Source organism: Pontibacillus yanchengensis (genome assembly GCF_009856295.1).
GTDB classification, from domain to species: domain Bacteria; phylum Bacillota; class Bacilli; order Bacillales; family BH030062; genus Pontibacillus; species Pontibacillus yanchengensis_A.
Genome location: NZ_WMEU01000002.1, coordinates 351,046 through 375,320 on the forward strand (window position 1 = coordinate 351,046; position 24,275 = coordinate 375,320).

Annotated in this window: 24 protein-coding genes; 23 read left to right on the plus strand and 1 reads right to left on the minus strand. The window is 37.3% G+C overall.

Features of this window, described 5'->3' with window-relative positions; all coding sequences use genetic code 11:
- The first annotated feature begins 16 nt into the window (after window positions 1–16).
- From dnaJ to deoC, 5 genes are all read left to right on the plus strand, one after another.
- Window positions 17–1,144 carry a molecular chaperone DnaJ gene (gene dnaJ, locus GLW08_RS08890; protein ID WP_160848284.1) on the plus strand — a complete coding sequence of 376 codons (1,128 nt, stop codon included), beginning with the start codon at window positions 17–19 and terminating at the stop codon, window positions 1,142–1,144.
- A gap of 30 nt (window positions 1,145–1,174) precedes the next feature.
- Entirely contained in the window at window positions 1,175–2,113 is a 939-nt protein-coding gene (gene prmA / locus GLW08_RS08895) for a 50S ribosomal protein L11 methyltransferase (protein ID WP_160848285.1), read from the plus strand.
- Window positions 2,114–2,161: 48 nt separating this feature from the next.
- On the plus strand, window positions 2,162–2,914 hold the full coding sequence (locus tag GLW08_RS08900) for a 16S rRNA (uracil(1498)-N(3))-methyltransferase (protein WP_160848286.1): 753 nt from the start codon (window positions 2,162–2,164) through the stop codon (window positions 2,912–2,914).
- A 4-nt stretch (window positions 2,915–2,918) separates the two neighbouring features.
- Window positions 2,919–4,277 carry a tRNA (N(6)-L-threonylcarbamoyladenosine(37)-C(2))-methylthiotransferase MtaB gene (gene mtaB / locus GLW08_RS08905; RefSeq protein ID WP_160848287.1) on the plus strand — a complete coding sequence of 453 codons (1,359 nt, stop codon included), beginning with the start codon at window positions 2,919–2,921 and terminating at the stop codon, window positions 4,275–4,277.
- Window positions 4,278–4,430: 153 nt separating this feature from the next.
- A complete protein-coding gene (gene deoC, locus GLW08_RS08910; RefSeq protein ID WP_160848288.1) occupies window positions 4,431–5,102 on the plus strand; it encodes a deoxyribose-phosphate aldolase in 672 nt (223 codons plus the stop codon).
- A gap of 1,052 nt (window positions 5,103–6,154) precedes the next feature.
- On the opposite strand, the gene GLW08_RS08915 is transcribed toward deoC, so the two are convergent.
- Entirely contained in the window at window positions 6,155–7,087 is a 933-nt protein-coding gene (locus tag GLW08_RS08915) for a Na/Pi symporter (protein ID WP_160848289.1), read from the minus strand.
- 252 nt (window positions 7,088–7,339) lie between these two features.
- On the opposite strand from GLW08_RS08915, the gene rpsU reads away from it, so the two are divergent.
- From rpsU to rpoD, 18 genes are all read left to right on the plus strand, one after another.
- On the plus strand, window positions 7,340–7,513 hold the full coding sequence (rpsU, locus tag GLW08_RS08920) for a 30S ribosomal protein S21 (protein WP_036818291.1): 174 nt from the start codon (window positions 7,340–7,342) through the stop codon (window positions 7,511–7,513).
- Window positions 7,514–7,528: 15 nt separating this feature from the next.
- Entirely contained in the window at window positions 7,529–7,975 is a 447-nt protein-coding gene (locus GLW08_RS08925) for a GatB/YqeY domain-containing protein (RefSeq protein ID WP_036818294.1), read from the plus strand.
- A gap of 209 nt (window positions 7,976–8,184) precedes the next feature.
- On the plus strand, window positions 8,185–9,516 hold the full coding sequence (locus tag GLW08_RS08930; RefSeq protein WP_160848290.1) for an NfeD family protein: 1,332 nt from the start codon (window positions 8,185–8,187) through the stop codon (window positions 9,514–9,516).
- Between the two features lie 18 nt (window positions 9,517–9,534).
- Window positions 9,535–10,530: a flotillin-like protein FloA gene (gene floA, locus GLW08_RS08935; protein WP_160848291.1), complete on the plus strand. Its 996-nt coding sequence runs from the start codon at window positions 9,535–9,537 to the stop codon at window positions 10,528–10,530.
- A 31-nt stretch (window positions 10,531–10,561) separates the two neighbouring features.
- Window positions 10,562–11,074, plus strand: coding sequence for a hypothetical protein (locus tag GLW08_RS08940; protein ID WP_160848292.1), 513 nt, complete (start codon window positions 10,562–10,564; stop codon window positions 11,072–11,074).
- A gap of 79 nt (window positions 11,075–11,153) precedes the next feature.
- Window positions 11,154–11,438: a sporulation protein YqfC gene (gene yqfC / locus GLW08_RS08945; protein WP_202406258.1), complete on the plus strand. Its 285-nt coding sequence runs from the start codon at window positions 11,154–11,156 to the stop codon at window positions 11,436–11,438.
- A gap of 19 nt (window positions 11,439–11,457) precedes the next feature.
- Complete coding sequence (gene yqfD, locus GLW08_RS08950; RefSeq protein WP_160848293.1) at window positions 11,458–12,645, plus strand: sporulation protein YqfD; 1,188 nt, start codon at window positions 11,458–11,460, stop codon at window positions 12,643–12,645.
- 3 nt (window positions 12,646–12,648) lie between these two features.
- On the plus strand, window positions 12,649–13,611 hold the full coding sequence (locus GLW08_RS08955; protein WP_160848294.1) for a PhoH family protein: 963 nt from the start codon (window positions 12,649–12,651) through the stop codon (window positions 13,609–13,611).
- A gap of 60 nt (window positions 13,612–13,671) precedes the next feature.
- The gene (locus tag GLW08_RS08960; protein ID WP_160848295.1) at window positions 13,672–15,792 is read left to right on the plus strand and encodes an HD family phosphohydrolase; all 2,121 of its coding nucleotides are present in this window, start codon (window positions 13,672–13,674) and stop codon (window positions 15,790–15,792) included.
- A complete protein-coding gene (gene ybeY / locus GLW08_RS08965) occupies window positions 15,792–16,259 on the plus strand; it encodes an rRNA maturation RNase YbeY (RefSeq protein ID WP_160848296.1) in 468 nt (155 codons plus the stop codon). Before GLW08_RS08960 ends, ybeY begins: the two co-directional genes overlap by 1 nt.
- Window positions 16,234–16,605, plus strand: coding sequence for a diacylglycerol kinase family protein (locus GLW08_RS08970; RefSeq protein ID WP_160848297.1), 372 nt, complete (start codon window positions 16,234–16,236; stop codon window positions 16,603–16,605). Before ybeY ends, GLW08_RS08970 begins: the two co-directional genes overlap by 26 nt.
- 427 nt (window positions 16,606–17,032) lie before the next feature.
- A complete protein-coding gene (gene era, locus GLW08_RS08975) occupies window positions 17,033–17,938 on the plus strand; it encodes a GTPase Era (protein WP_160848298.1) in 906 nt (301 codons plus the stop codon).
- 99 nt (window positions 17,939–18,037) lie between these two features.
- Window positions 18,038–18,181: a YqzL family protein gene (locus GLW08_RS08980; RefSeq protein ID WP_160848299.1), complete on the plus strand. Its 144-nt coding sequence runs from the start codon at window positions 18,038–18,040 to the stop codon at window positions 18,179–18,181.
- Between the two features lie 21 nt (window positions 18,182–18,202).
- Window positions 18,203–18,949, plus strand: coding sequence for a DNA repair protein RecO (gene recO / locus GLW08_RS08985; protein WP_160848300.1), 747 nt, complete (start codon window positions 18,203–18,205; stop codon window positions 18,947–18,949).
- Between the two features lie 161 nt (window positions 18,950–19,110).
- Window positions 19,111–19,740, plus strand: coding sequence for a helix-turn-helix transcriptional regulator (locus tag GLW08_RS08990; protein ID WP_160848301.1), 630 nt, complete (start codon window positions 19,111–19,113; stop codon window positions 19,738–19,740).
- A 24-nt stretch (window positions 19,741–19,764) separates the two neighbouring features.
- Window positions 19,765–20,577: a pyruvate, water dikinase regulatory protein gene (locus GLW08_RS08995; protein ID WP_160848302.1), complete on the plus strand. Its 813-nt coding sequence runs from the start codon at window positions 19,765–19,767 to the stop codon at window positions 20,575–20,577.
- A 650-nt stretch (window positions 20,578–21,227) separates the two neighbouring features.
- Entirely contained in the window at window positions 21,228–23,042 is a 1,815-nt protein-coding gene (dnaG, locus tag GLW08_RS09000) for a DNA primase (protein WP_160848303.1), read from the plus strand.
- A 43-nt stretch (window positions 23,043–23,085) separates the two neighbouring features.
- Window positions 23,086–24,204 carry an RNA polymerase sigma factor RpoD gene (rpoD, locus tag GLW08_RS09005; RefSeq protein WP_160848304.1) on the plus strand — a complete coding sequence of 373 codons (1,119 nt, stop codon included), beginning with the start codon at window positions 23,086–23,088 and terminating at the stop codon, window positions 24,202–24,204.
- Window positions 24,205–24,275 lie beyond the last annotated feature (71 nt).

The window sequence follows — 24,275 nt, forward strand, 5'->3', positions numbered from 1 at the left end:
GGGAGAGTGATCGTCAATGAGTAAAAAAGACTACTATGAGGTCTTAGGTGTCTCAAAGGACGCATCAAAAGATGAAATCAAAAAAGCTTATCGTAAGCTAGCAAAAAAATACCACCCAGACGTCAGTGAAGAAGAAAATGCTTCTGATAAATTTAAAGAAGCACAAGAGGCATGGGAAGTATTAGGTGACGAACAAAAACGTCAACAATATGATCAATTTGGTCATGCTGGCATGAATGGAGGCTCCCAAGGATTTGGTGGCTTCGGTGGCGAAGACTTTGGTGGATTTGGTGACATCTTTGATATGTTCTTCGGTGGCGGCGGACGTCGTCGTGATCCAAATGCTCCTCGTAAGGGTGCAGATCTTCAATATACAATGACATTAGGATTTGAAGAAGCTATTTTTGGTAAGGAAACAGATATCCAAATACCAAAAGAAGAAACATGTGATACATGTGAAGGTGATGGTGCAAAGCCAGGCACGCAACCTGAAACATGCCCACACTGTAAAGGTGCTGGACAGTTTAACCAAGAACAAGATACACCATTCGGTCGTATTGTAAACCGTCGTGTATGCCATTACTGCCAAGGTACTGGTCAGTATGTGAAAGACAAATGTAATACATGTGGTGGGGACGGAAAAGTCAAGACACGTAAAACTATTCATATCTCTATTCCTGCAGGTATTGATGAAGGTCAACAAATCCGTGTACCTGGTCAAGGTGAAGCTGGTGTAAATGGCGGACCAGCAGGTGACTTGTATGTAGTTGCTCAAATCCGTCCACATGAATTCTATCAGCGTGAAGGCGATCATATTTTCTGTGAGATGCCACTCACCTTTACTCAAGCAGCTCTAGGTGATGAAATTGAAGTGCCTACTGTGCACGGGAAAGTAAAACTTAAAATTCCAGCAGGTACTCAACACGGTAAAACGTTCCGCTTAAAAGATAAAGGCGCACCTGATGTACGCGGCCGTGGACATGGGGATCAGCATGTTAAGATTCGCGTTGTTACGCCAACGAACTTAACCGATCGCCAGAAAGAGTTACTTCGTGAATTCCATGATATTAGTGGAAATGAAGCGACGGAAGAACAACACGGAAACATTTTTCAACGTGTGAAGCGAGCGTTTAAGGGAGAATAAGAAATTAAGAGTAAAGTGAGTTGATCCCCATTGAAATGGTCAGAATTATGTATTCATACCACAAATGAAGCAATAGAACCGATTTCGAATATTTTGCATGAAGCAGGAGCAAGTGGTGTCGTCATTGAGGATCCACAAGACTTGGTGAAAGAACGTGACACATTTATGGGCGAAATCTACGAGCTTAATCCAGAAGACTATCCAGAGGAAGGTGTGTATGTAAAAGCATACCTTCCTGTTAATAGCTTCTTAGGGGAGACTGTAGAGGAAATCAAAGAAGCCATCAATAACCTGATTGTGCATGAAATTGACCTTGGGCATAATAAGATTACCATGAGTGAATTGAACGAAGAGGATTGGGCAACGGCATGGAAAAAATACTATAAGCCTGTGAAGATATCAGAAACATTTACTATTATTCCAACCTGGGAAGACTACCAGCCTGTATCTAGTGATGAAATCATTATGGAATTAGATCCTGGAATGGCTTTTGGTACGGGAACACATCCTACAACTGTGTTAAGTATCCAAGCAATTGAACAATATATTCAAAAAGATGATACCATTATTGATGTAGGTGCTGGATCTGGTGTGTTAAGTATTGCTTCTGTTCTACTTGGAGCTAAAGAAGTATACGCGTATGATTTAGATGATGTAGCAGTGAAAAGTACAACGATTAACTCCAAGTTGAATAATGTAGACCAACAAGTACATGCCAAACAAAACAATTTATTAGATCATGTAGATTACCAAGCCGATATGATTGTAGCCAATATTCTAGCTGAAATTATTGTTCGTTTTACAGATAAAGCTTATGAAAATCTGAAGTCAGGTGGATATTTCATATCTTCTGGAATTATCCAAAACAAGCGCCAAGATGTAAAAGACCAATTAGTCAAATCAGGTTTTGAAGTAGTAGAAACGAACCAAATGGAAGATTGGACATGCATTATAGCAAGAAAACCATAAAAAACGTTTAAGAGGGAATACCTTTTGAGCTAAAAGGCAGGGACCATCATGCAACGTTATTTTGTATCGTCATCAGGTTGGGAGAATCAGCATGTAACTCTAACGGGTGAAGACGTGCATCATATTACCAAAGTAATGAGAATGAGGACAGATGATGAAATTATTTGTTGTACACCTGAGGGACAGGCTGCACTATGTAAAATCATCGAAATAACTCATGACATGGTAACCTGTTACATAGTAAAATGGTTAGATGAGGACAAAGAACTTCCGGCCCAGGTTACCATCGTTCAAGGTTTACCTAAAGGGGATAAAATGGAGCTTGTGATTCAAAAGGGAACCGAATTAGGCGCTAGTCGTTTTATCCCTTTTGAAGCAGAGCGCTCTATTGTGAAATGGGATGCGAAAAAAACCCAAAAGAAAGTAGACCGGTATCAAAAGATTGCAAAAGAAGCTAGTGAACAATCTCATCGCACAATGATTCCCACTGTTTCAAAGCTTTATACTATAAAGCAACTGATTGAAGAAGGTCAAGATTATGATTGGAAGCTTCTTGCGTATGAGGATGAAGCAAAGTCCTCATCTTTTAGCTCTCTGAAAGACGTAATACCGTATATTAACCCCTCTGAACAGGTAATGATTGTTATAGGTCCAGAAGGTGGGTTTAGCGAGAATGAGGTTGATTTGTTAAAGGGAGCATCGTTTATGTCTGTACGATTAGGCCCTAGAATACTTCGGGCTGAAACAGCTCCAGCCTACTTTTTATCTGCTATCTCCTACCAACTAGAAGAATTGAGGTGACGATATGTCAACAGTAGCTTTTCATACATTAGGTTGTAAAGTAAACCATTATGAAACAGAAGCGATTTGGAATTTGTTTAAAGAAGAAGGATACGAGCGTGTTGAATTTGATCATCAAGCAGATGTGTATGTAATCAACACATGTACTGTAACGAATACAGGGGATAAGAAAAGTCGTCAAATGATTCGTCGTGCTATTCGTAAAAATGATAATGCGGTTATATGCGTAACAGGTTGTTATGCTCAAACTTCCCCAGCTGAAATTATGGAGATTCCAGGTGTGGATATTGTAGTAGGTACACAGGATCGTAAGAAGATGCTAGATTATATTGAACAGTTTAAAGAGGAGCGTCAACCAATTAATGGCGTCTCAAATATCATGAAAACACGTATATTCGAGGAAATGGATGTGCCAGCATTCACAGACAGAACTCGTGCGTCACTTAAAATACAAGAAGGCTGTAATAACTTCTGTACATTTTGCATCATCCCTTGGGCACGTGGTCTAATGCGTTCAAGAGATCCTGAAGATGTCATTCAGCAAGCGCAACAACTTGTAGACGCTGGTTATAAAGAAATCGTATTAACTGGTATTCACACGGGTGGTTATGGTGAAGATATGAAAGAATATAACTTAGCCAAGCTATTACGTGAGTTGGACGAGCGTGTTAATGGCCTTAAACGAATTCGCATATCATCTATTGAAGCTAGTCAAATTACGGATGAAGTAATAGAGGTTTTGAATGACTCAGATAAGATTGTTCGACACCTTCATATCCCTCTACAGTCAGGTTCCAATACAGTGTTAAAACGCATGCGTCGTAAGTACACAACCGAGTATTATAAAGAACGTATTGATCGAATTAAAAAAGCTCTTCCTGGATTAGCCATTACATCAGACGTAATTGTTGGTTTCCCAGGTGAAACAGAAGAAGAGTTCATGGAAACATACCGATACATTCAAGAAATTGGTTATTCAGAGTTGCATGTGTTTCCTTACTCCAAACGAACTGGTACACCAGCAGCTCGTATGGATGACCAAGTAGATGATGTAATCAAAAATGAACGAGTTCATCAATTGATTGAATTATCAAATCAACAAGCAAAAGAATATGCTTCCACCTATGAAGGTGAAGTGCTAGAAGTAATCCCTGAAGAAAAGTTCAAAGATGATGAAAACGATCGTCGTTATGTAGGGTACACAGATAACTATCTTAAGGTGATTTTTGAAGCAGATGAAGAAATGATTGGAGAAATTGTACGGGTGAAAATTACACACGCTGGTTATCCTTATAATGCAGGAGAATTTGTACGTGTATTAGATGCCCCTAATCTGAACGAGAAGATAAAAATGTCTTCCTAACGTTGCCCCCCCCCTTGCTGTATGATTATTCGGTAAGGGGGTTTATTATGGTTTAGAAATGAAATGTATTGGTACTAAGAGTTATAGCATTTTTTTGATGAGAATGCTATTATAGAAGAGGTACGTACAACTACGGTTTGAAAGGATGATATAATGGATACAAAAATGGCGAAAATGATAGATCATACGCAATTAAAGCCTGATACAAAACAAGAAAAAATAGAACAGATTTGTAAAGAAGCGAAAGAATATGGTTTCGCTTCGGTATGTGTGAATCCATACTGGGTACCCCTTTGCTACGATCTTCTAAAAGACACAGATGTGAAAGTATGTACGGTTATCGGATTTCCATTAGGAGCAACAACGACTGAAATGAAAGCTTATGAAACAAAACAAGCCATCGAAAATGGAGCAACTGAAGTGGATATGGTTATCAATATCGGAGCACTTAAGAGTGAAAAATATGAAGCTGTAAAAGCTGATATTGAAGCCGTTGTTCGAGCTACTGAAGGAAAAGCTCTTACAAAAGTAATTATTGAAACTTCTCTTCTTTCAGATGACGAGAAAGTTAAAGCTTGTCAACTAGCTAAGGAAGCAGAAGCAGATTTCGTTAAGACATCTACAGGCTTCTCTGGTGGCGGAGCTACGGTGGAGGATGTACGCCTAATGAGAGAGACTGTCGGACCTGACATGGGTGTTAAGGCTTCTGGTGGTGTACGTGACCGCGAAGGAGCAGAAGCAGTGATTGAAGCCGGAGCAACTCGTATTGGTGCAAGTGCAGGGATGCAGATTGTTTCAGGTGGACAAGGCACTTCTGACTACTAATTTAACTGCATACAGTGATAGATCAAAAACGTATGGAATTCTCCAATTTTGGAGCCCATGCGTTTTTATTTTGTTATTTGAGTTTTATTCATGTACATTTCTGTAATAGAATAGACCGATTCTAGTAGGTAGAAAAAATTGATAGGTGTAGATACTTTTCCCAAATAAGAGGCATAATCTGGAAGACTTGGGTTCGAGATAGTTTGGGGTGGCCCGATGCGTAAAAAGAGTAGGGTTGGGTAGGAAACAACTCGCTTTCCTGCGGGCGAGCTGGTAAGCGAGTTGTTTCCCACCCACCTATCCTGCCCAGGTATTGCTATCGGACTACGGCATACTTGTTGCTTTATTTGTTATGGAGAGCTTACCGAACAATTTAATGTGAAAGCGGACATAGGATGCGTTATTATCTTCAATCAAGACGATTTTCGGTACTCAAAGGACATAGGATACCTTATTTGAAGCAAAACACCTTTTATGAAGGGGGATTTAGTTACATAAGGTATCCTGTGTCCGTTAACTGCTATAAACAGCGTTTTTTCAGGAAATAAGAGGTTATATGTCCGTTAAGATAGAGGAGACATCAATCACCATTGCCATGTATCCGTTTCTCCCAACATCGCAGGAGGTGGCCGTGGAACAAGGAGACTCCCACCGGAGAAAAAGGTAGGCAAGATCCCACTGAGGGTGTTTTCCCCCGAAGGTAGAATGATTAGGGAAGGTTCGACTAAGATCGTCACATCGTGTGACAACGTCGAACGACCCTACGTCGTGTAGGGGCCGGCAGGACGCGAGTTGTTCCAGAGGCCACCTTTATTCTAACGAAAGCAACGGAAACATCCCTCTTTTTTAGCATTTTCAACTATGATAAGAAGATTATATCGAATCCAAGTCTTCAAGATAATGGGCTATAATGGAACGAGAATTAATAAGAGCAAGAGGGAGGAGATCTTTTTGTGAATGATACATTGATTTCTATACAAAAAACTAAAAACTTACCATTGTTTGTTAATATCTACGTATTGTCGCTTAGATACAAATATACGAAACTCTTATCATGTTCTATTTTTACCGTGGATCAGTAAAACGAAAGATGTAAAGTGTCTAAGGAAAGGAAGAACGATAATCGAAGAAAGAACATTAAAAAGTACCGAAATATGTGCTAGTTGTTGCATTGGTGAGTTAGCTAACCACCCTGAAATCATTGCCATCTCCTCTAAAAAGGGAGCGAATATCAAAACACCAATCAAATTCAACCAAACATGAGCCATAGCTACAAGTTTAGCTTCGTGGTTACTACCAAGAGAGGCGAGCCATGCGGTAATACATGTCCCGATGTTGGCTCCTAGCATGATGCCGATGGCTGAGGGCATTGTAAACAAGCCTTCATCTAGAAATGACATAGCTATACCTGTTGAAGCAGTCGAAGATTGTATGATGGCAGTTAACAGTGTACCAACAGCAATACTTAGCGACGGGAAAAGGTTCGTGAAGGCTAGCATTTCTTGAATAATAGGGAGCTGTTGAATAGGTTCTGCAAGCGTGGAGAAACCATGTAAAGCCACAAACATTGTACCTAACCCAAATAAGATCCCGCCAGTACCAAATAGTATCGGTTTCTGAAAAAATAATAGAATACAGCCAGTCACTAACAATGGCCATATAGGTACTTGATGAGAAAGCGAGAGTAATTCAACAGTAACCGTTGTTCCGATGTTAGCACCTAACATTATTCCAATCGATTGCTTAAACGATAATGCACCAACAGCTACCAACCCAACTGTAATAATCATTGTACAAGAACTACTTTGTAATATACCTGTTACGACAATTCCGGTAAGCATTCCTTTGATTGGATGATCGGCAAAAAGAGACAGAAGACCTTTCATCCTATGATAAGAAAGCTGATATAAACCGATTCTTAATATGGTCATACCAAATAAAAACATAATGATAAATACAGCTAAGAGAGTTAGCATATCACCCATACTTGTTCACCCCTATATCATCATATGGACAAGGGGATATTTCATGAGTGAATTTTTTAAAACATCTAGTAATTTATCATTAAATAACAATAATAGATAAAATGTCATTCAAAATCCAAATCCTTATTAATAATCAGTCAGAAAAAAGTTGAACTAACCATTGGAATATATTATAATTGCAAAAGGCATATGTCGAGTAAGAACATGTGCAATATTGAAACTGTCTTTTTGCTTTGGAGGGAGGGAAATAGCATGTCAAATAATACTCGCGTACGTAAAAACGAGAACCTTGAAGATGCTCTTCGTCGCTTCAAGAAAAGTGTATCTAAGAATGGTACACTAGCTGAGTACAAAAAACGTGAACATTACGAAAAACCAAGTGTTCGTCGTAAGAAGAAGTCTGAAGCTGCTAGAAAGCGTAAATAAGAGGGTGTAAACTCAATGTCATTACTTGAACGTCTTAATCAAGATATGAAACAGGCTTTAAAGAGTAAAGATAAAGAAAAGCTTTCCGTTATTCGAATGGTGAAAGCATCTTTGCAAAATGAAGCCTTAAAACTTGGGAAAGGCGATTTATCTGAGGAAGAAGAATTAACTGTTTTATCTCGTGAGTTAAAACAACGAAAAGATTCCCTCCAGGAGTTTAAAGATGCAGGTCGTGAAGATCTAGCTGAAAAACAAGTAAGAGAAATTGAAATTATTGAATCATATATGCCTTCTCAGCTTTCTGAAGACGAGCTTGATGAGATCGTAAAAGAAACGATTAGCGAACTTGGAGCGACTTCTAAGAAAGACATGGGCAAGGTGATGAGTGCTGTTATGCCTAAAGTGAAAGGTAAAGCGGATGGCTCTCAAGTAAATCAACTTGTACAAAAACATCTATCTTAATAAAAAAACCGCCAGTCTGGCGGTTTTTTTGTTATCTATATGAAATAGGCGGCTGATGGTAATCCACTTCCTACTCCAGCGACCTACTTCTAGTGGATTTTATACCCCTTAAGATAATAGTGTGCATAATTGATATATACAAGTTAATTTTTTGAAACGTTTTCGTATATCCTATCGTATATAGGGTTAAGAAAGAAAGGAGGGTGGCAATGAAGAGAACAGCTCGCTTCATCTGGGTACTGTCCTTACTATTACTCGCTTTTCATGCACTAGTTTCACATACTATTAGCGCTGAAGGAGAAGGAAAAAAGGTATATGTTGTCCCTGTAGAACAAGCTGTTGAAAAAGGCTTAGCTTCATTTTTAGAACGAAGTGTCAAAGAAGCTCGTCAAAGTAATGCTGATCATATTATTTTTTCGATTGACACCCCTGGTGGTGCGGTTGATGCAGCTAGCTCCATTGCTAAACTTTTTCAAAATATTGAGATTCCAAACACAGCCTTCGTTGAAAAAAATGCGCTTTCAGCAGGTTCCTACATAGCGCTGAATGCGGATCAAATTTATATGACACCAGGCTCCACTATGGGGGCAGCGGGTGTGATAACAGGAGACGGAAATGCTGCTAGCAAAAAGGCTCAGTCTAATTGGATTAAAGCCATGCGTAGCGCTGCAGAAACAGGAGGAAGAGATCCTAAATATGCAGAGGCTATGGCAAATCCAGACATCGATTTACCCAAATATCAGGCAGGAGAAGGAAAGTATCTCACTTTAAGTGCTAATGAGGCGGTTGAGGTTGGCTATGCAGAAGGTGTTGTGGATGATCGAGCAGCCTTATTAAAGCAATTAAATCTTGAGGATGCAGTGATTGTCGAAACCAGTCCAACATTTTCGGAACAAATTGCTAGATTGATTACGAATCCTGTAGTTGTACCGATATTATTATCCATCGCAAGTCTAGGTTTCGTTGCAGAACTCTATTCACCTGGTTTTGGTGTAGCTGGCATAATGGGATTATTAGCCTTAGTATTGTTTTTCTATGGACATCTCATTGCTGGACTAGCAGGTTATGAAACCATTATCTTTTTCGCATTAGGAATTATCTGTATTGTCTTAGAGTTATTTGTTCCAGGGGGGATACTCGGTATCATAGGCGTAGGAGCGGTCATCGGATCGTTATTTATGACTGGAAATGATATGGGGTATATGGCCATGAGCATTGGGATTGCCTTAATGGTTGCGATTATTGCTTCCGTTGTGCTTTTTAAAACAATGGGATTAGAACGTGGATTTCTTAAGAATATTATTTTAAATGATTCCACTTCTACTGAAAAAGGCTACATCTCATCAAAGAATAGACTTGAGCTTATTGGCTTAGAAGGTATCACACTAACCCCTTTACGTCCTTCTGGAACAGGTGATTTTGATAATGAGAGAATTGATGTTGTCACTGAAGGTGGATTTATAGAAAAAGGGAAGCGTGTAAAAGTTGTGAAAACGGAAGGAACTCGCGTCATTGTACGAGAAATCAATAAGGAAGAATAATTAAGGGGGAAAACAAATATGACTCCAGAACAGTTTATGCCAATTATATTGGTAGGGATTATAATAATAGCAGTTGCTGTGCTATTTACGTTTATTCCGGTAATGCTATGGATTAGTGCACTAGCAGCGGGAGTTAAAATTAGCATATTTACTCTAATTGGTATGAGATTACGTCGAGTTGTACCAAACCGCGTAATCAACCCACTAATCAAGGCTCACAAAGCCGGAGTGGATGTGAATACAAACCAATTAGAGAGTCACTACCTTGCTGGTGGTAATGTGGATCGTGTAGTAAATGCACTAATTGCTGCACAACGTGCAAACATAGAATTAAGCTTCGAACGAGCAGCTGCTATTGATCTAGCAGGTCGAGATGTATTAGAAGCAGTTCAGATGAGTGTGAATCCAAAAGTAATTGAAACACCATTTATTGCTGGTGTAGCAATGGATGGTATTGAAGTGAAAGCAAAAGCTCGTATTACAGTACGCGCCAACATTGATCGCCTAGTAGGTGGTGCTGGTGAAGATACAGTTATTGCCCGTGTCGGAGAAGGAATTGTAAGTACCATTGGTAGCTCTCAAGATCATAATAAAGTATTAGAAAACCCTGATCGTATTTCTCAGAACGTACTAGGAAAAGGGTTAGATGCAGGTACAGCCTTTGAGATTCTATCTATTGATATTGCTGATATTGATATTGGTAAAAACATTGGTGCAATCCTCCAAACAGATCAAGCAGAAGCAGATAAAAATATTGCTCAAGCGAAAGCAGAAGAACGTCGTGCAATGGCTGTGGCAACAGAACAAGAGATGCGTGCTCGTGTACAAGAGATGCAAGCGAAAGTTGTCGAAGCTGAAGCAGAAGTTCCGCAAGCAATGGCAGAAGCACTACGAAGTGGTAATATTGGTGTAATGGATTACTATAATTTGAAAAACATTCAAGCAGACACTGATATGCGTGATGTGATTGGTAAGATGAATAGTGGTGAAAATGAGGAAGAGGATAAATCTTAATGCCTTTTCCGGTAAGTAAGGAGGCTTTTGTATGGGTGACATAATTGAAGTGATCATTAGTAATGTTGTCATCATTGGTGGTGTTATCGCTTTTTTATATAATGCCTTTGCTAGTAACAAAAAGAATGAAGAAAAAGGTGAAAAAACATCCAAGAATAAACCAATGCCTTCCTTTGGAGGAAACCAAAAGTCAGAACCTTCAACAAATACAAAACAAGAGAACAAGCCCGAATTACAAACGTTTGCTGAAGCTCAAAAAGAACGTTATGAGGAAATGAAAAAAAGGAAACAAGAATCTACAGATCGCTATGCACATACAGCTCAGCCAGCAGGGGAAAATGCAGAACATAATGTACTACCAGATAGGCCTAGTGGTGATCAATACAAACGTGATACATTACAGCCTTATAAAAAAGGTTCTGCACCGGTTGTTGAAAATATAGACAAGAAACTTTCAAGTAAACGGTTAATGGAAAGTATTGTTATGGCTGAAGTGCTAGGAGCTCCGAGGTCTAAAAAGCCCTATGGATCAAAAATAAAATAAAAGCAATAAGAAAGCACGAAATGTAGTGATACATTTCGTGCTTTTTTCATACACATGTATGAGAGAGGGGGCGGAGCTGATGAACAAATGGCAGCAAAGAATAGGGAGTTGGATTGCACAACATTTAGATTTACCATCTGATGTTATTCTTGAACTTCCTAGAATCACGACAATTGGTCAAATACATGCCTACATAGAAAATCATAAAGGTCTACTCATCTTTTCAGAGCAAGAACTCCGCTTAAAACTAAAACAAGGTCAATTGAAGATAACTGGTAAAAATTTTGTCCTTCGAATGATGCTACCTGAAGAAATCTTACTTGAAGGTACGATAGAAAATATATCATTTATTGACCAAAACTAGTGATATCTAGGAGGCATATATGAAACGGACACAAGGGGTTTTTTTTAATGGATATACAACGTTTAAGGTGAAGGGGAATTTTCCAGAATTCTTTTTAAATCGTTGTGTTGAAAATGGAATCGTGATATGGAATGTAAAAAAAATAGACGAGTCTTCCTGTCAGGCAAATATTAAACTAGAAGATATCCCTAAGTTAAAGGACTTACGAAAAAACATGTCCTATAAAATCACATTTAGTTCTAGAATCGGATTACCTTTTCTCGTTAATGCTATCTGGAAAAGAAAACCATTAGTTATAGGTTTCTTGTTAAGCCTTATTCTCATATTCACGCTATCAAATATGGTGTGGGACATAGATATTGAAGGAGTAACACCAGAAATTGAGCACAAAATAAAAGAAAATTTAGATGAGTATGGAGTGCGAAAAGGTGCTTGGAAGTTAAATCTTGAAACACCTAGCGAGATGCAACAAAAGCTCCTTAATGATGTTCCTGAATTACTTTGGATAGGGATTACGGAAAAAGGTACAACCTATCATTTACAAGGAGTAGAAAAAACCGTTGTTGAAGAGAAAGAAAAAGGAGGTCCGCAACATCTTATAGCGAGGAAAAAAGGGATTATTGTAGATATGTATGTTGAAAAAGGAGAACCCCAGGTCAATGTGAATGATTTCGTACAGCCGGGAGACATCTTGGTTTCTGGTTTAATTGGGGGGGAGGAGGATCAGCAAGTAGTCCATGCAGAAGGTGAAGTTATTGCGGAAACATGGTATGAGAGTGAAGTGTCTATTCCTATAAATGTTGAATATAAAGTAATAACAGGGGAAAAAGAAAAACAATATGCTATAACGTTGTTTAAAACTTCTATACCATTATGGGGCTTTACAAAACCTGATTTTAAACAGGTTTTTGTAGATGAAAAAGAACGCCCTCTATACTTATATAAATGGAAACTTCCTATTGCATTTAAGACGAAACAAATATGGGAGCAAGAAGTATATGTACAAAATAGAACACAGGATGATGCGGTTCTTGCAGGGATAGAACAAGCAAAAAAAGAATTAAGTAAACAATTACCAATTGATGCCAAAATATTAAGTGAAAAAATTTTGCACCAGAAGAAAGAGAATGGTAAAGTAAACTTAATCCTATATATAAAGGTGCAAGAAAATATTGTAAAACCATATCCGATCACTCAAGGAGACTGAAGAATGCAAGAAGAGTTACAAACGATTGACATACAATTAGATAATCCTAACGAAGCTTTAGCCTTATTTGGCAACGGAGATCGTAATCTGAAGCAAATGGAGGAACAACTCCAAGTGTCGATTGTGACAAGAGGAGAGCATGTAAGTGTTTCTGGAAATAGGGAACATGTGCTTTTAGTGGAAAGTGTCCTTCATGCGATATTAAAGGTTATTCGTAAAGGATTAACCATCTCAGAACGCGATGTAATCTATGCGATCGATTTGGCTAAAAAAAATAAAATTGAGCAATTTGAAACATTGTTTGAAGACGAGATTTCTCGAAATACGAAAGGGAAACCAATTCGTGTTAAAACCCTTGGACAACGCAACTACGTTTCTGGCATTAAGAACCATGATTTAGTGTTTGGTATTGGTCCAGCTGGAACTGGTAAAACGTATCTTGCTGTTGTTATGGCGGTACAAGCTTTGAAAAATGGTGAAGTGAAACGAATCATACTTACACGCCCAGCAGTTGAAGCTGGAGAAAGTTTAGGATTCCTACCAGGAGATTTGAAAGAAAAGGTAGATCCGTATTTACGCCCATTATACGATGCTTTACATGATGTTTTAGGGACAGAGCATACAGCTCGTCTAATAGAAAGAGGAACAATTGAAATAGCCCCTCTCGCATATATGAGAGGTAGAACGTTAGACGACGCTTTTGTAATTCTTGATGAAGCTCAAAATACAACACCAGAACAAATGAAAATGTTTATTACTCGACTTGGCTTTGGTTCCAAGATGATTATTACTGGAGATATTACACAAGTAGACTTACCAAAAGGAGTAACCTCAGGACTCAAAACAGCTGAAAAAAGACTTTCCCAAATACATGGCGTCGCATTTCATTATTTAGAACAGTCGGATGTTGTTCGTCATCCAATCGTTCAAAGGGTGATTGATGCTTATGATAAAGGAAATGATTGATAGTAAGACCCAAATCTAGGGTCTTATTTTCTGTATATACGTCTATAATGGGGTGTGACCATGTACTTACATTGGCTAAAAAAGCTAAAAAAGATTAAATGGGTTCAAAATACGTGGCTGCAAGTAGGAGTCACTTTACTTATACTTGCGACCGCTTTATTTTTTATGTCTTTTTCCAATGTACAAACGAAAACGTATGATGTTGAGCAATTCGAGAAGGCGGAAGAAACGATTCTGTCACCTATTACAATTGAGGACAAAGTTAAAACAGATGAGAAAAGAAGCCAAGCATTTCAATCTGTAGAAGACATACATACTGTATCCACTGAGGTCATTTCTAAACGAGTCAATTATATTAACGATATATTTAATGCCGTTTCTACAATAGAGTCTAAGGAAAAAAAATCCAAAAATGAACAAAAAACAGACCAACTTACTAGCATGCTCTCAAATGAAATAACAAATAATCTGGATTCAACTGTTTTCAAGAAACTATTGGCCTCTACATCCCAAGAACGTAAACTAGCAGAAGAGCTAATAATCAAAGAAGTAAATGAAATCTTAAAAGCTGGTGTCAAAGCTGAGGAAGTACAAGCTGCTAAGTCAAAAGTGCAAAACCAACTTAATTTATCGAGCTTTAATGCAGATTTAAGAGAAGCCATTCATTCTATTGCTTCATTTGCCATTGTTGAGAGTTCATTCTTAAATCTATCCAAAACCAATCAAGCTAAAACACATGCTGCTAATGAAGTAGATCCAGTGATGATTCGTCAAGGACAAGTTCTCGTTTTTCAAGGTGAGCGAATAACAAGTGACATTTACAATCGCCTTAAACTGGTAGGTCTTTTAGATAGCAAAAATAATCTTTACCCTTATATTGGACTTATTTTATTCATTGTTTTATCGATGGGGGTTATCGCTTATGAAATTAACCATTTACATAAAGATGGACGATTAAATACAGGCAATTTATTAGCTATTGGTATTATAAGTATGTTGGCTTTTTTGTTTATGGAAATAGGCAGCTTTCTTCAAGACACATGGGCAAAGTTGTATTTTGCTGTACCATTAGCTACCTGTGCATTTCTACTGAAAATCTTGATACAAGAAAGAATTGCAATCATTCTTTCTGTTTTGTACACAGTATTTGCAACCATATTCTTTAATCAACAAATACCGGGGACTCTAAATATTGAAGCTGGATTATTCTTGTTGTTTTCGCAGTTGAGCGCGATTATGTTGCTTAATAACCAAAGAGATCGAATGTATATTCTTAAGGCAGGATTAGGTGTAACGGTAATAAATGTTTTGTTGGTCATCGTTTTTACATGTTTATCTTATGAGCCATTGTCTATTTCTGCTATACTTGTATTTATGCTTTTTGCAGTACAATCAGCCTTTTTATCCTCTGTACTTACTTTAGGGCTGTTACCGTTTTTTGAAGCAGGGTTAGGTATTCTCTCTGATACTAAGTTGTTAACACTAGCAAATCCAAATCATCCGTTATTACGTAAGATATTAACCGAAACGCCGGGAACGTATCACCATAGTATAATGGTTGCCAACTTGAGTGAAGCGGCATGTGAAGCGGTTGGTGCAAATGGTTTATTGGCAAGAGTTGGTTCCTATTACCATGATTTAGGCAAGACATATAAACCTCATTATTTTATTGAAAATCAAATGGGAATAAAAAATCCTCATGATATGATTGAACCAGAGCAAAGTGCGGAAATAATAATAGAGCATCCTTATTTAGGTGCTGAAACATTGCGAAAGCATAACATGCCCCAAGAGATTGTTGATATTGCTGAACAACATCATGGTACAACCCTTTTAAAGTATTTTTACCATAAAGCGAGAGAAGGTAATAATTCAGTATCAGAACACCAATTTCGATATCCAGGGCCAAAGCCTCAAACAAAAGAAGCTGCAATTATCAGTATATGTGATTCTGTAGAAGCTGCTGTAAGATCATTAAAACAACCAACAACTCAGGATATTGAAGAGATTGTACGTTCCATTGTCACAGAAAGGTTGTTAGATGGCCAGTTACACTCAAGTCCATTAACAATGAAAGATTTAGACCGAGTACAAGTAGCGATATGCGAGACATTACAAGGTATTTTTCATTCTCGAATCCAATATCCAGAAAGCAAACAAACTATTAAGGAGGCTACATAATGTACATTGATTTCCATGATGAAACGAATTCCGTAGAAGAAAACTACATTGATCTTATCCAACGTATTTTAAATTTTGCAGCTCAAAAGGAAAATATAACGGATGAAGCGGAAATATCTGTTTCCTTTGTAGATAACAAAGAAATCCAAATTATTAACCGAAATTACAGACAAAAAGATGAGCCAACAGACGTCATTTCATTTGCTATGCAAGAAGAAGGGGAAGATGAAATGAAGATTATTGGTGAAGAGATACCTATTTTATTAGGAGATATTGTTATATCCATTGACCGAGCAAAGGAACAAGCAGAGGAATATAAACATTCTCTTGAGAGAGAATTAGGTTTCTTAGCCTTGCATGGTTTCTTACATCTTCTTGGATACGATCATCAATCTAAAGAAGATGAAAGTGCTATGTTTACTAGACAAGAGGATATATTAAATGAGTTCGGACTCAAAAGAAACTAAATCAAGAAAGTGGGTTGGCTTTTCCTTTGCTTGGAATGGACTAAAAGAAGTTATTAAGTCAGAACGAAATTTTCGCATACATTGTATCATTGCTTTTTTAGTGATTGTCTTTAGTTTTTATGTGGGACTTTCTCTTATAGAGTGGGGAGTACTTGTTTTAGCTATTACATTCGTTTTAACAATGGAAATGCTCAATTCGGCTATTGAAAGGATAATGGATTTTCTTTCACCTGAACATCACCCTCTTGTAGGGGAAATAAAAGATATTACAGCTGGAGCAGTATTTGTAGCTGCTATAGCTTCTGTCATTATTGGATGTATTTTATTTATTCCTAAATTTCTGTAGCCCTGGTATAAGTACCAGGGCTTTTTCGACAGTGAAGAAACAAAGTTGGTGGCTTCTTCATGTCTAGCTCCAGCGACTTGGAAACTTACTGCCCCTCCTACGATAAGTCAACATCGAACGCTTGCGCTCTTCGTGTTTGCATTATCTCCTAAGGGGTCAGGTGATGGTGGTACTGAGGTGAGGGAGGTTCGATTAAAACTTGTGCGTCACGCAGCAACATCGAACTGAACTAGTTCGTTCTAGGGTGCAGCATTGTTTTCAGGACACATTTAGCTTTTATTAAGGTATGTCGAATTTTATACTGGATTACAAATAATCGTTCTATCTGTAACAGGTTTTGTCGATTACATGAAAAGGCAATAAATTTGTAGTAAAATAGATTAAAACCATAACATTCATTATGAAATATCTACTTGGAGGATACAACATGTCAGCAAGTTTTAAATCAGGATTCATATCTATTATCGGACGACCAAATGTCGGAAAGTCTACATTTATGAATCGAGTAATTGGACAGAAAATAGCAATTATGAGTGATAAAGCTCAAACTACACGAAATAAAATTCAAGGTGTGTACACTAGTGAAGATGCTCAGCTTGTATTTCTTGATACACCTGGTATTCATAAACCTAAACATAAGCTTGGTAACTTTATGGTCAATACTGCTGAGCAAACACTAAATGAAGTCGACTTAGTTTTGTTTATGATTAATGCTAAAGAAGGTTTTGGGCGTGGAGACGAGTTTATTATTAACATGCTTCAGAAGGTAAAGCAGCCTGTCTATCTCATTATCAATAAAATTGATCAGGTACACCCAGATGAATTGTTGCCTATTATTGAGGAGTATCGAACAAAATATGAGTTTGCAGAAATAATTCCTATCTCAGCGCTAGAGGGTAACAATGTGGACCATCTATTACAAACAATGGTTTCCAAAATGCCAGAAGGCCCACAATATTATCCTGAAGATCAAATTACCGATCATCCAGAACGATTTGTAATAGGGGAGTTAATCCGCGAAAAGGCTTTGCATTTAACTCATGAAGAAATACCTCATTCCATTGCAGTAGCAATCGATTCAATTGAAGAACGTGAGGAAAATGACAAGGTATATGTACAGGCAACGATTGTAACTGAACGTCCTAGCCAGAAAGGAATCATAATTGGAAAGCAAGGTAAGATGTTGAAGGAGATTGGTCAAAGAGCCAGAGAAGATATTGAAGCATTGTTAGGAACAAAGATTTATTTAGATCTTTGGGTGAAAGTGCAGAAAGATTGGAGAAATCGTCCAAGTCAATTACAAGATTTCGGTTATGATGAAAGAGAATATTAAGGTTGGTAAATTTTTAATAACATATCAAAAACGTTTTATGGTCAATCTAAAATCAAGTTACCTTATATTACGGTAAATAAAAGAAAGGTGTGGTTTCTTGTGCTCGACTTTACATGGAAGGTTTTTAGTCAAACAGGGAACATTGAAACCTATTTATTATTAAAAGAACTTGAAACAAATGATGATGAGCAAAACGTTAAAGAACACAAAGAGTATTTTGCTGAAATGGATTCACAGTTATAGCAAGAGAAAGGTGAACCTAATGTGTTACAAAAGGTAGAGGGGATTGTTATTCGAACAGGTAACTATGGGGAAACGCATAAAATAGTTACCTTGTTCACTCGCGAAAGAGGAAAAATAGCTGTAATAGCAAAAGGAGCAAAAAAACCTAAAAGTAAAATGTCCGCTATTACCCAGCCATTTGTTCATGCTAGTTTTTTAATTCAAATTGGCTCAAATATGGGAACGTTATACCAAGGTGAGGTATTACAATCGTTAAGATCTATTCGAGAAGACATTGTAAAAGCTGCATATGCCTCTTATGTTGCAGAATTAACGGATAAATTAGTAGAAGAAAATCATCCTGACCCATTCTTGTATCAACAACTACTTCAGACTATGGTATGGATGACAGAAGATAAAGACCTAGATATCCTTCTTTATATGTATGAATTAAAGATGTACAAAAAAGGTGGATTTGCTCCAGAGTTGAATCAATGTGTGAATTGTGGTCGTACGGAAGGTCCTTATACTTTCTCAGTGATGGAAGGAGGCCTTTTGTGCCGCTTCTGTAATCATATGGACAGTGAATCCTTTACGTTACCAGATACCATTATAAAGCTATTACGCATGTGTCTTTTAGTAGATGTAACAAGAATTGGGAATATATCTGTCAAAGACGAAAATAAACATCGTATCCGTGAAATATTAGATTTGTATTATGATCGTTATGGTGGTTATTTTATGAAGTCAAAAAAATTTCTTAATCAGCTGGATTGGTTAAAAGAATAAAAAACTTATAAAGCTTAAAAACTCGCTCATTTGTTACTTGATGACGGGTTTTTTCTTTCGTTTTAAACAGTATCTCACTAGTTCTTACACTTTCAAATAATGGTGATATAGTATATAATATTTAAACTAGTATGTCACATATAATGAGGGTGATAAAGCGTATGGATTTATCAGATCGGCAGCATCAAATTATAGAAATTGTCAAAGAGAATGGACCTATTACTGGAGAAAACATCGCGGAACAGTTAAGCTTAACACGTGCTACACTTCGTCCTGATTTAGCTATTTTAACAATGGCTGGATATCTAGATGCACGACCAAGAGTTGGGTATTTTTATACAGGGAAAACGGGATCAGAACTTCTTACAGAAAAACTAAAGAAATTTAAGGTGCATGAGTTTCAATCAATTCCTGTTGTTGTAAGTGATAATGTCTCTGTATATGATGCTATTTGTACAATGTTTCTAGAAGATGTGGGGACATTATTTGTTGTGAATGAAGGGGCTTTCTTGGTAGGAGTTCTTTCAAGGAAGGATTTGTTACGAGCAAGTCTAGGGAACCAAGATTTACGAGAAATTCCCGTCCATATCATCATGACAAGAATGCCTAATGTTACAATATGTTATAAGGATGACCTTCTGCTCGAGGCAGGACAAATTCTAATTGAAAAGCAAATTGATGCACTTCCTGTTGTGAAAGATAGCGAACAAGGGTATGAAGTAATCGGCAGGTTGACGAAGACTAACTTAACAAAAGCATTAGTAGAACTTGGGAGAGATCAAAGGGTATAAAGGTGTGTAGGAGGTATAGAAAGTATGGATAAACCAATTGTTTATGTAGTATCTGATTCAGTAGGTGAAACCGCAGAATTAGTAGTTAAAGCATCTATTAGTCAGTTTAATAACAGTAATTTTGAAATTCGACGTATCCCATATATTGAAGATACAGCTACACTTACAGAAGCTGTGCTTCAGGCAAAAGAACATAAAGCATTAATTGGCTTTACATTAGTAAAACCAGAATTCAGGTCTTTTTTGCTTGAAGAAGCAAGAAATCATAACGTTCCAGCAATCGACATAATTGGGCCCATTATTGATGAAATGGAGAACTTATATGGAAAAAAACCTCGTTTAGAGCCAGGATTAGTACATAAATTGGACGAGGATTATTTTAAACGAGTGGAAGCCATTGAATTTGCTGTGAAGTATGATGATGGACGAGATCCAAGAGGAATTCTAAAGGCAGACATCGTTTTAATAGGTGTGTCAAGAACTTCAAAAACACCATTATCTCAATATCTTGCTCATAAGCGGTTAAAGGTAGCCAACGTGCCTATTGTTCCAGAAGTAGATCCGCCAGAGGAATTATTTAAAGTGAACCCAGAGAAATGCATTGGTTTAAAGATAAGTGCAGAGAAATTAAATGATATACGAAAAGAACGTTTGAAAGCTTTAGGGTTAGATGACAAAGCAACATATGCTAACATGGAACGAATTAAACAAGAATTAAATCATTTTCAACAAGTTGTAGATAAAATTAATTGTGATGTGATAGATGTATCAAATAAAGCAGTAGAAGAAACAGCTAATACAATTATGAATGTAATAAGAAGAAAAGAACAATCATAATATAGTCTTTGAAGTGATTTAACTCACCTTAGAAACATCCTGTCATAGCTTATGCTAACCAGGGTGTTTCTGCTTTTATTATAGTAATGGAAAAATCACTTGATGTATTGCTAAAAGGAACGTTTTTGATGAGAGTGAAGAACTTTTCTTAGTGTTTCTATAAAATAACAGCTAAATTTGAAAAAAAAATCATGGCATTTACAAGATTTTTGTATTATAATTATTTTTTGTGAAAAAATGTTTATAGTTCGTTTGTCATATCCTGTGATTTACTTTTCAGAAAGTTTAAACTTATAGGGGAAGGAAGGAATTCTGGTAGTAATGTAGAAATAGAACTATAACACAACTCTAAATCCCACAAATATTGTCGAATTTTCTTATCTACTTAGAACTTAATTGGACTCATTTCTAAGAAATTAGATGTTCAGAGAAAAACAATCTATCGAATGGAAGGGTTTATGTAGTTATGGAATCAGGGAACATGATGGAAGAGCCTTTTTTATACTTCTGTTGAAGTATGTACACCATAAATGAACTCTTTTTTATACAAACAGACAGTCAACAATTTTTTAAAGGAATCGAAAAATGTTGTCGAAATATGAAGGTATTGTCTCCTTGATATAGAATAAACAGTAAACACGGTGATAAGTATGTCAACTCGTATCCCAGACAGTATAGTGGAAGAAATCAGGAATGCCAACGATATTGCTGATGTTGTGGGTGAATATGTTCAGCTAACAAAGAAAAGCCGTAATTACTTTGGGTTATGTCCTTTTCATAATGAGAAGACTCCTTCTTTTTCCGTTTCCCCAGACAAGCAGATTTTTCACTGCTTTGGTTGCGGAAAGGGTGGGAATGTCTTCACCTTCATTCGAGAAATAGAAGGACTATCCTTTCAAGAGGCTGTGCAATTGTTAGGAGAAAAAAGTGGTCATCAGCTTCCAGAAGGTATTTCTGGTAACGATGATGGCAACCATTCGAATCCTGAACTACAGAATTTATATGAAGCTCATAATTGGTTAACTAAATTGTACCATCATTTGCTCAGACATACAAAAGAAGGAAAAGATGGGTATGAACTTTTGAAAGAAAGAGGGTTAACCGATGAAACCATTGATGAATTTCAATTAGGATTTGCACCTAATTCAAAAGATTTCACTAAAAAATTTCTGGAGAATAAAGGATTTCACCCTCAATCGATGGTAAAGGGTGGTTTATTATCCTATAACGAAAATGGTCAATACGGTGATCGTTTCCGAGGGAGAGTTATTTTTCCTATAAGAAACCATCAAGGTAAAACCGTAGCGTTTGCAGGACGAAGTGTGAATGGTAACGACCCTAAATATTTAAATAGTCCTGAAACGGACCTTTTCCATAAAGGAAAGCTTCTTTATAACTTCGATCTAGCACGAGCTGAGATTAGGAAGCGTGGAGAAGTAGTTTTGTTTGAGGGCCAAATGGATGTTATATCTGCGTATCAAGCGGGTATAAAAAATGGTATTGCTACTTTAGGAACAGCGATTACAGATGCTCAAGCAAAATTAATTCGTAGATATGTAGAGCGTGTTATCATTTGTTATGACTCAGATGATGCTGGTATCGAAGCATCCTATAAGGCTGCTAATGCATTAAAGCAGGCTGGTTGTGAGGTGAGAGTAGCTACAGTTAGGGATGGGAAAGACCCTGATGAATTCATTCATCAATTTGGTAGTGAAAGCTTCAAGCAACAGGTATTAGATACTAGTGCTACTTACATGGGATTTATGATTCAATATCTAAAGCGTGGGTATAATTTACAACATGAAGGAGATCGCATCGCTTATATCGAAAAAGTGTTGGACGAGATTTCTAAAATGGATAAACCAATCGAGAGGGATCATTATGTACGAGAAGTGGCAGCTGATCATGATCTCTCTGTAGATGTTTTAGAAAAAGAAATCATAGATCGTAGAAAAAAGCAAGGTCTATATAAGGATAAGAACCCAACGAAAAGCTATACTAATTACCAGGAGCCTACGAATAAAGGGTCAAAGCTACTACCAGCCTTTCATAATGCAGAAAGACAATTGATACACTACATGATGCAAGATATGTCTGTAGCTGAAAAGGTTCAAGAACAATTAGGTGGTGCCTTCAATCTTACAGAACATCAAGTAATCGTAACTTACTTGTACGCTTTTTATGAAGAAGGATTTGCACCTAATTCCAGTCAATTTATCGAACATGTTCCAGACCCAGATGTTAAGAATCTTGTTTCAGAAATTGCAATGATGAAGTTACAGCCAGAAATAAGTGATCCTGAGATCCAAGACTACATCCGTGTTATTCAAGCAAAGAAAAATGAACAAGAAAACATTACATCATTACAAGCAAAGCAAAAAGAAGCAGAGAGACAACAGGATCCAGTACGAGCAGCCCAAATTGCAATGCAAATTTTAGAATTAAAAAAAAGCTTAAAGTCTTAATAAAGACTTGAGATAGAAGGAAGTTTTGGAAGGAGGGGGACTCATGGCAGAGAAGCCATCTAACTCAAAATCAACTGAGAATGAGCTAACCCTAGAACAGGCAAAAGAACAGGTGCTTGAATTAGGGAAGAAACGTGGTATTTTAGCTTACGAAGAGGTAGCAGAACGTTTATCCGGTTATGAGCTTGACTCAGAATCAATGGATGAATTTTATGAATATCTAAATGACCAAGGTGTAGAAGTCATTGGAGACTCTGAAGCAGATCCAAGTATGCAACAGTTAAACAAAGAAGAAGAATTTGATTTAAATGATTTAAGTGTCCCACCAGGAGTGAAAATTAATGATCCCGTCCGTATGTATCTTAAGGAAATAGGACGTGTAGATCTTCTTTCTGCTGAAGAGGAAATCAATTTGGCCCAACGTATCGAGAATGGAGACGAAGAAGCCAAACGTCGTCTTGCGGAGGCGAACTTACGTCTTGTAGTAAGTATAGCTAAACGTTACGTTGGGAGAGGTATGTTATTCCTTGACCTTATTCAAGAGGGTAATATGGGACTAATTAAAGCCGTTGAAAAGTTTGATTACCGTAAAGGTTACAAATTCAGCACCTATGCAACATGGTGGATTCGTCAGGCTATCACTCGCGCCATTGCAGACCAAGCAAGAACTATACGTATCCCCGTGCATATGGTAGAGACGATTAACAAGTTAATCCGAGTACAACGTCAACTTCTTCAAGACCTTGGTCGTGAACCATCTCCTGAAGAAATTGCAGAGGATATGGAACTAACTCCTGATAAAGTGAGAGAGATTCTAAAGATTGCTCAAGAGCCTGTATCTCTAGAAACACCTATTGGTGAAGAAGATGATTCTCATCTAGGCGATTTTATCGAAGATCAAGAAGCTACTTCACCTTCTGATCATGCTGCGTATGAGTTGCTAAAAGAGCAACTTGAAGATGTATTAGACACGTTAACAGATCGAGAAGAAAATGTATTACGTCTTCGTTTTGGTCTAGACGATGGACGTACTAGAACATTAGAAGAAGTAGGTAAAGTATTTGGAGTAACTCGTGAACGTATCCGTCAAATTGAAGCGAAAGCACTACGTAAGCTTCGTCACCCAAGTCGAAGCAAACGTCTCAAAGACTTCTTAGAATAGTCATTTAGTTTTTCAGTCATTAAGCGTCATATGAGATACGCTTAATGACTGGTTATTTTTATTTTATCAAC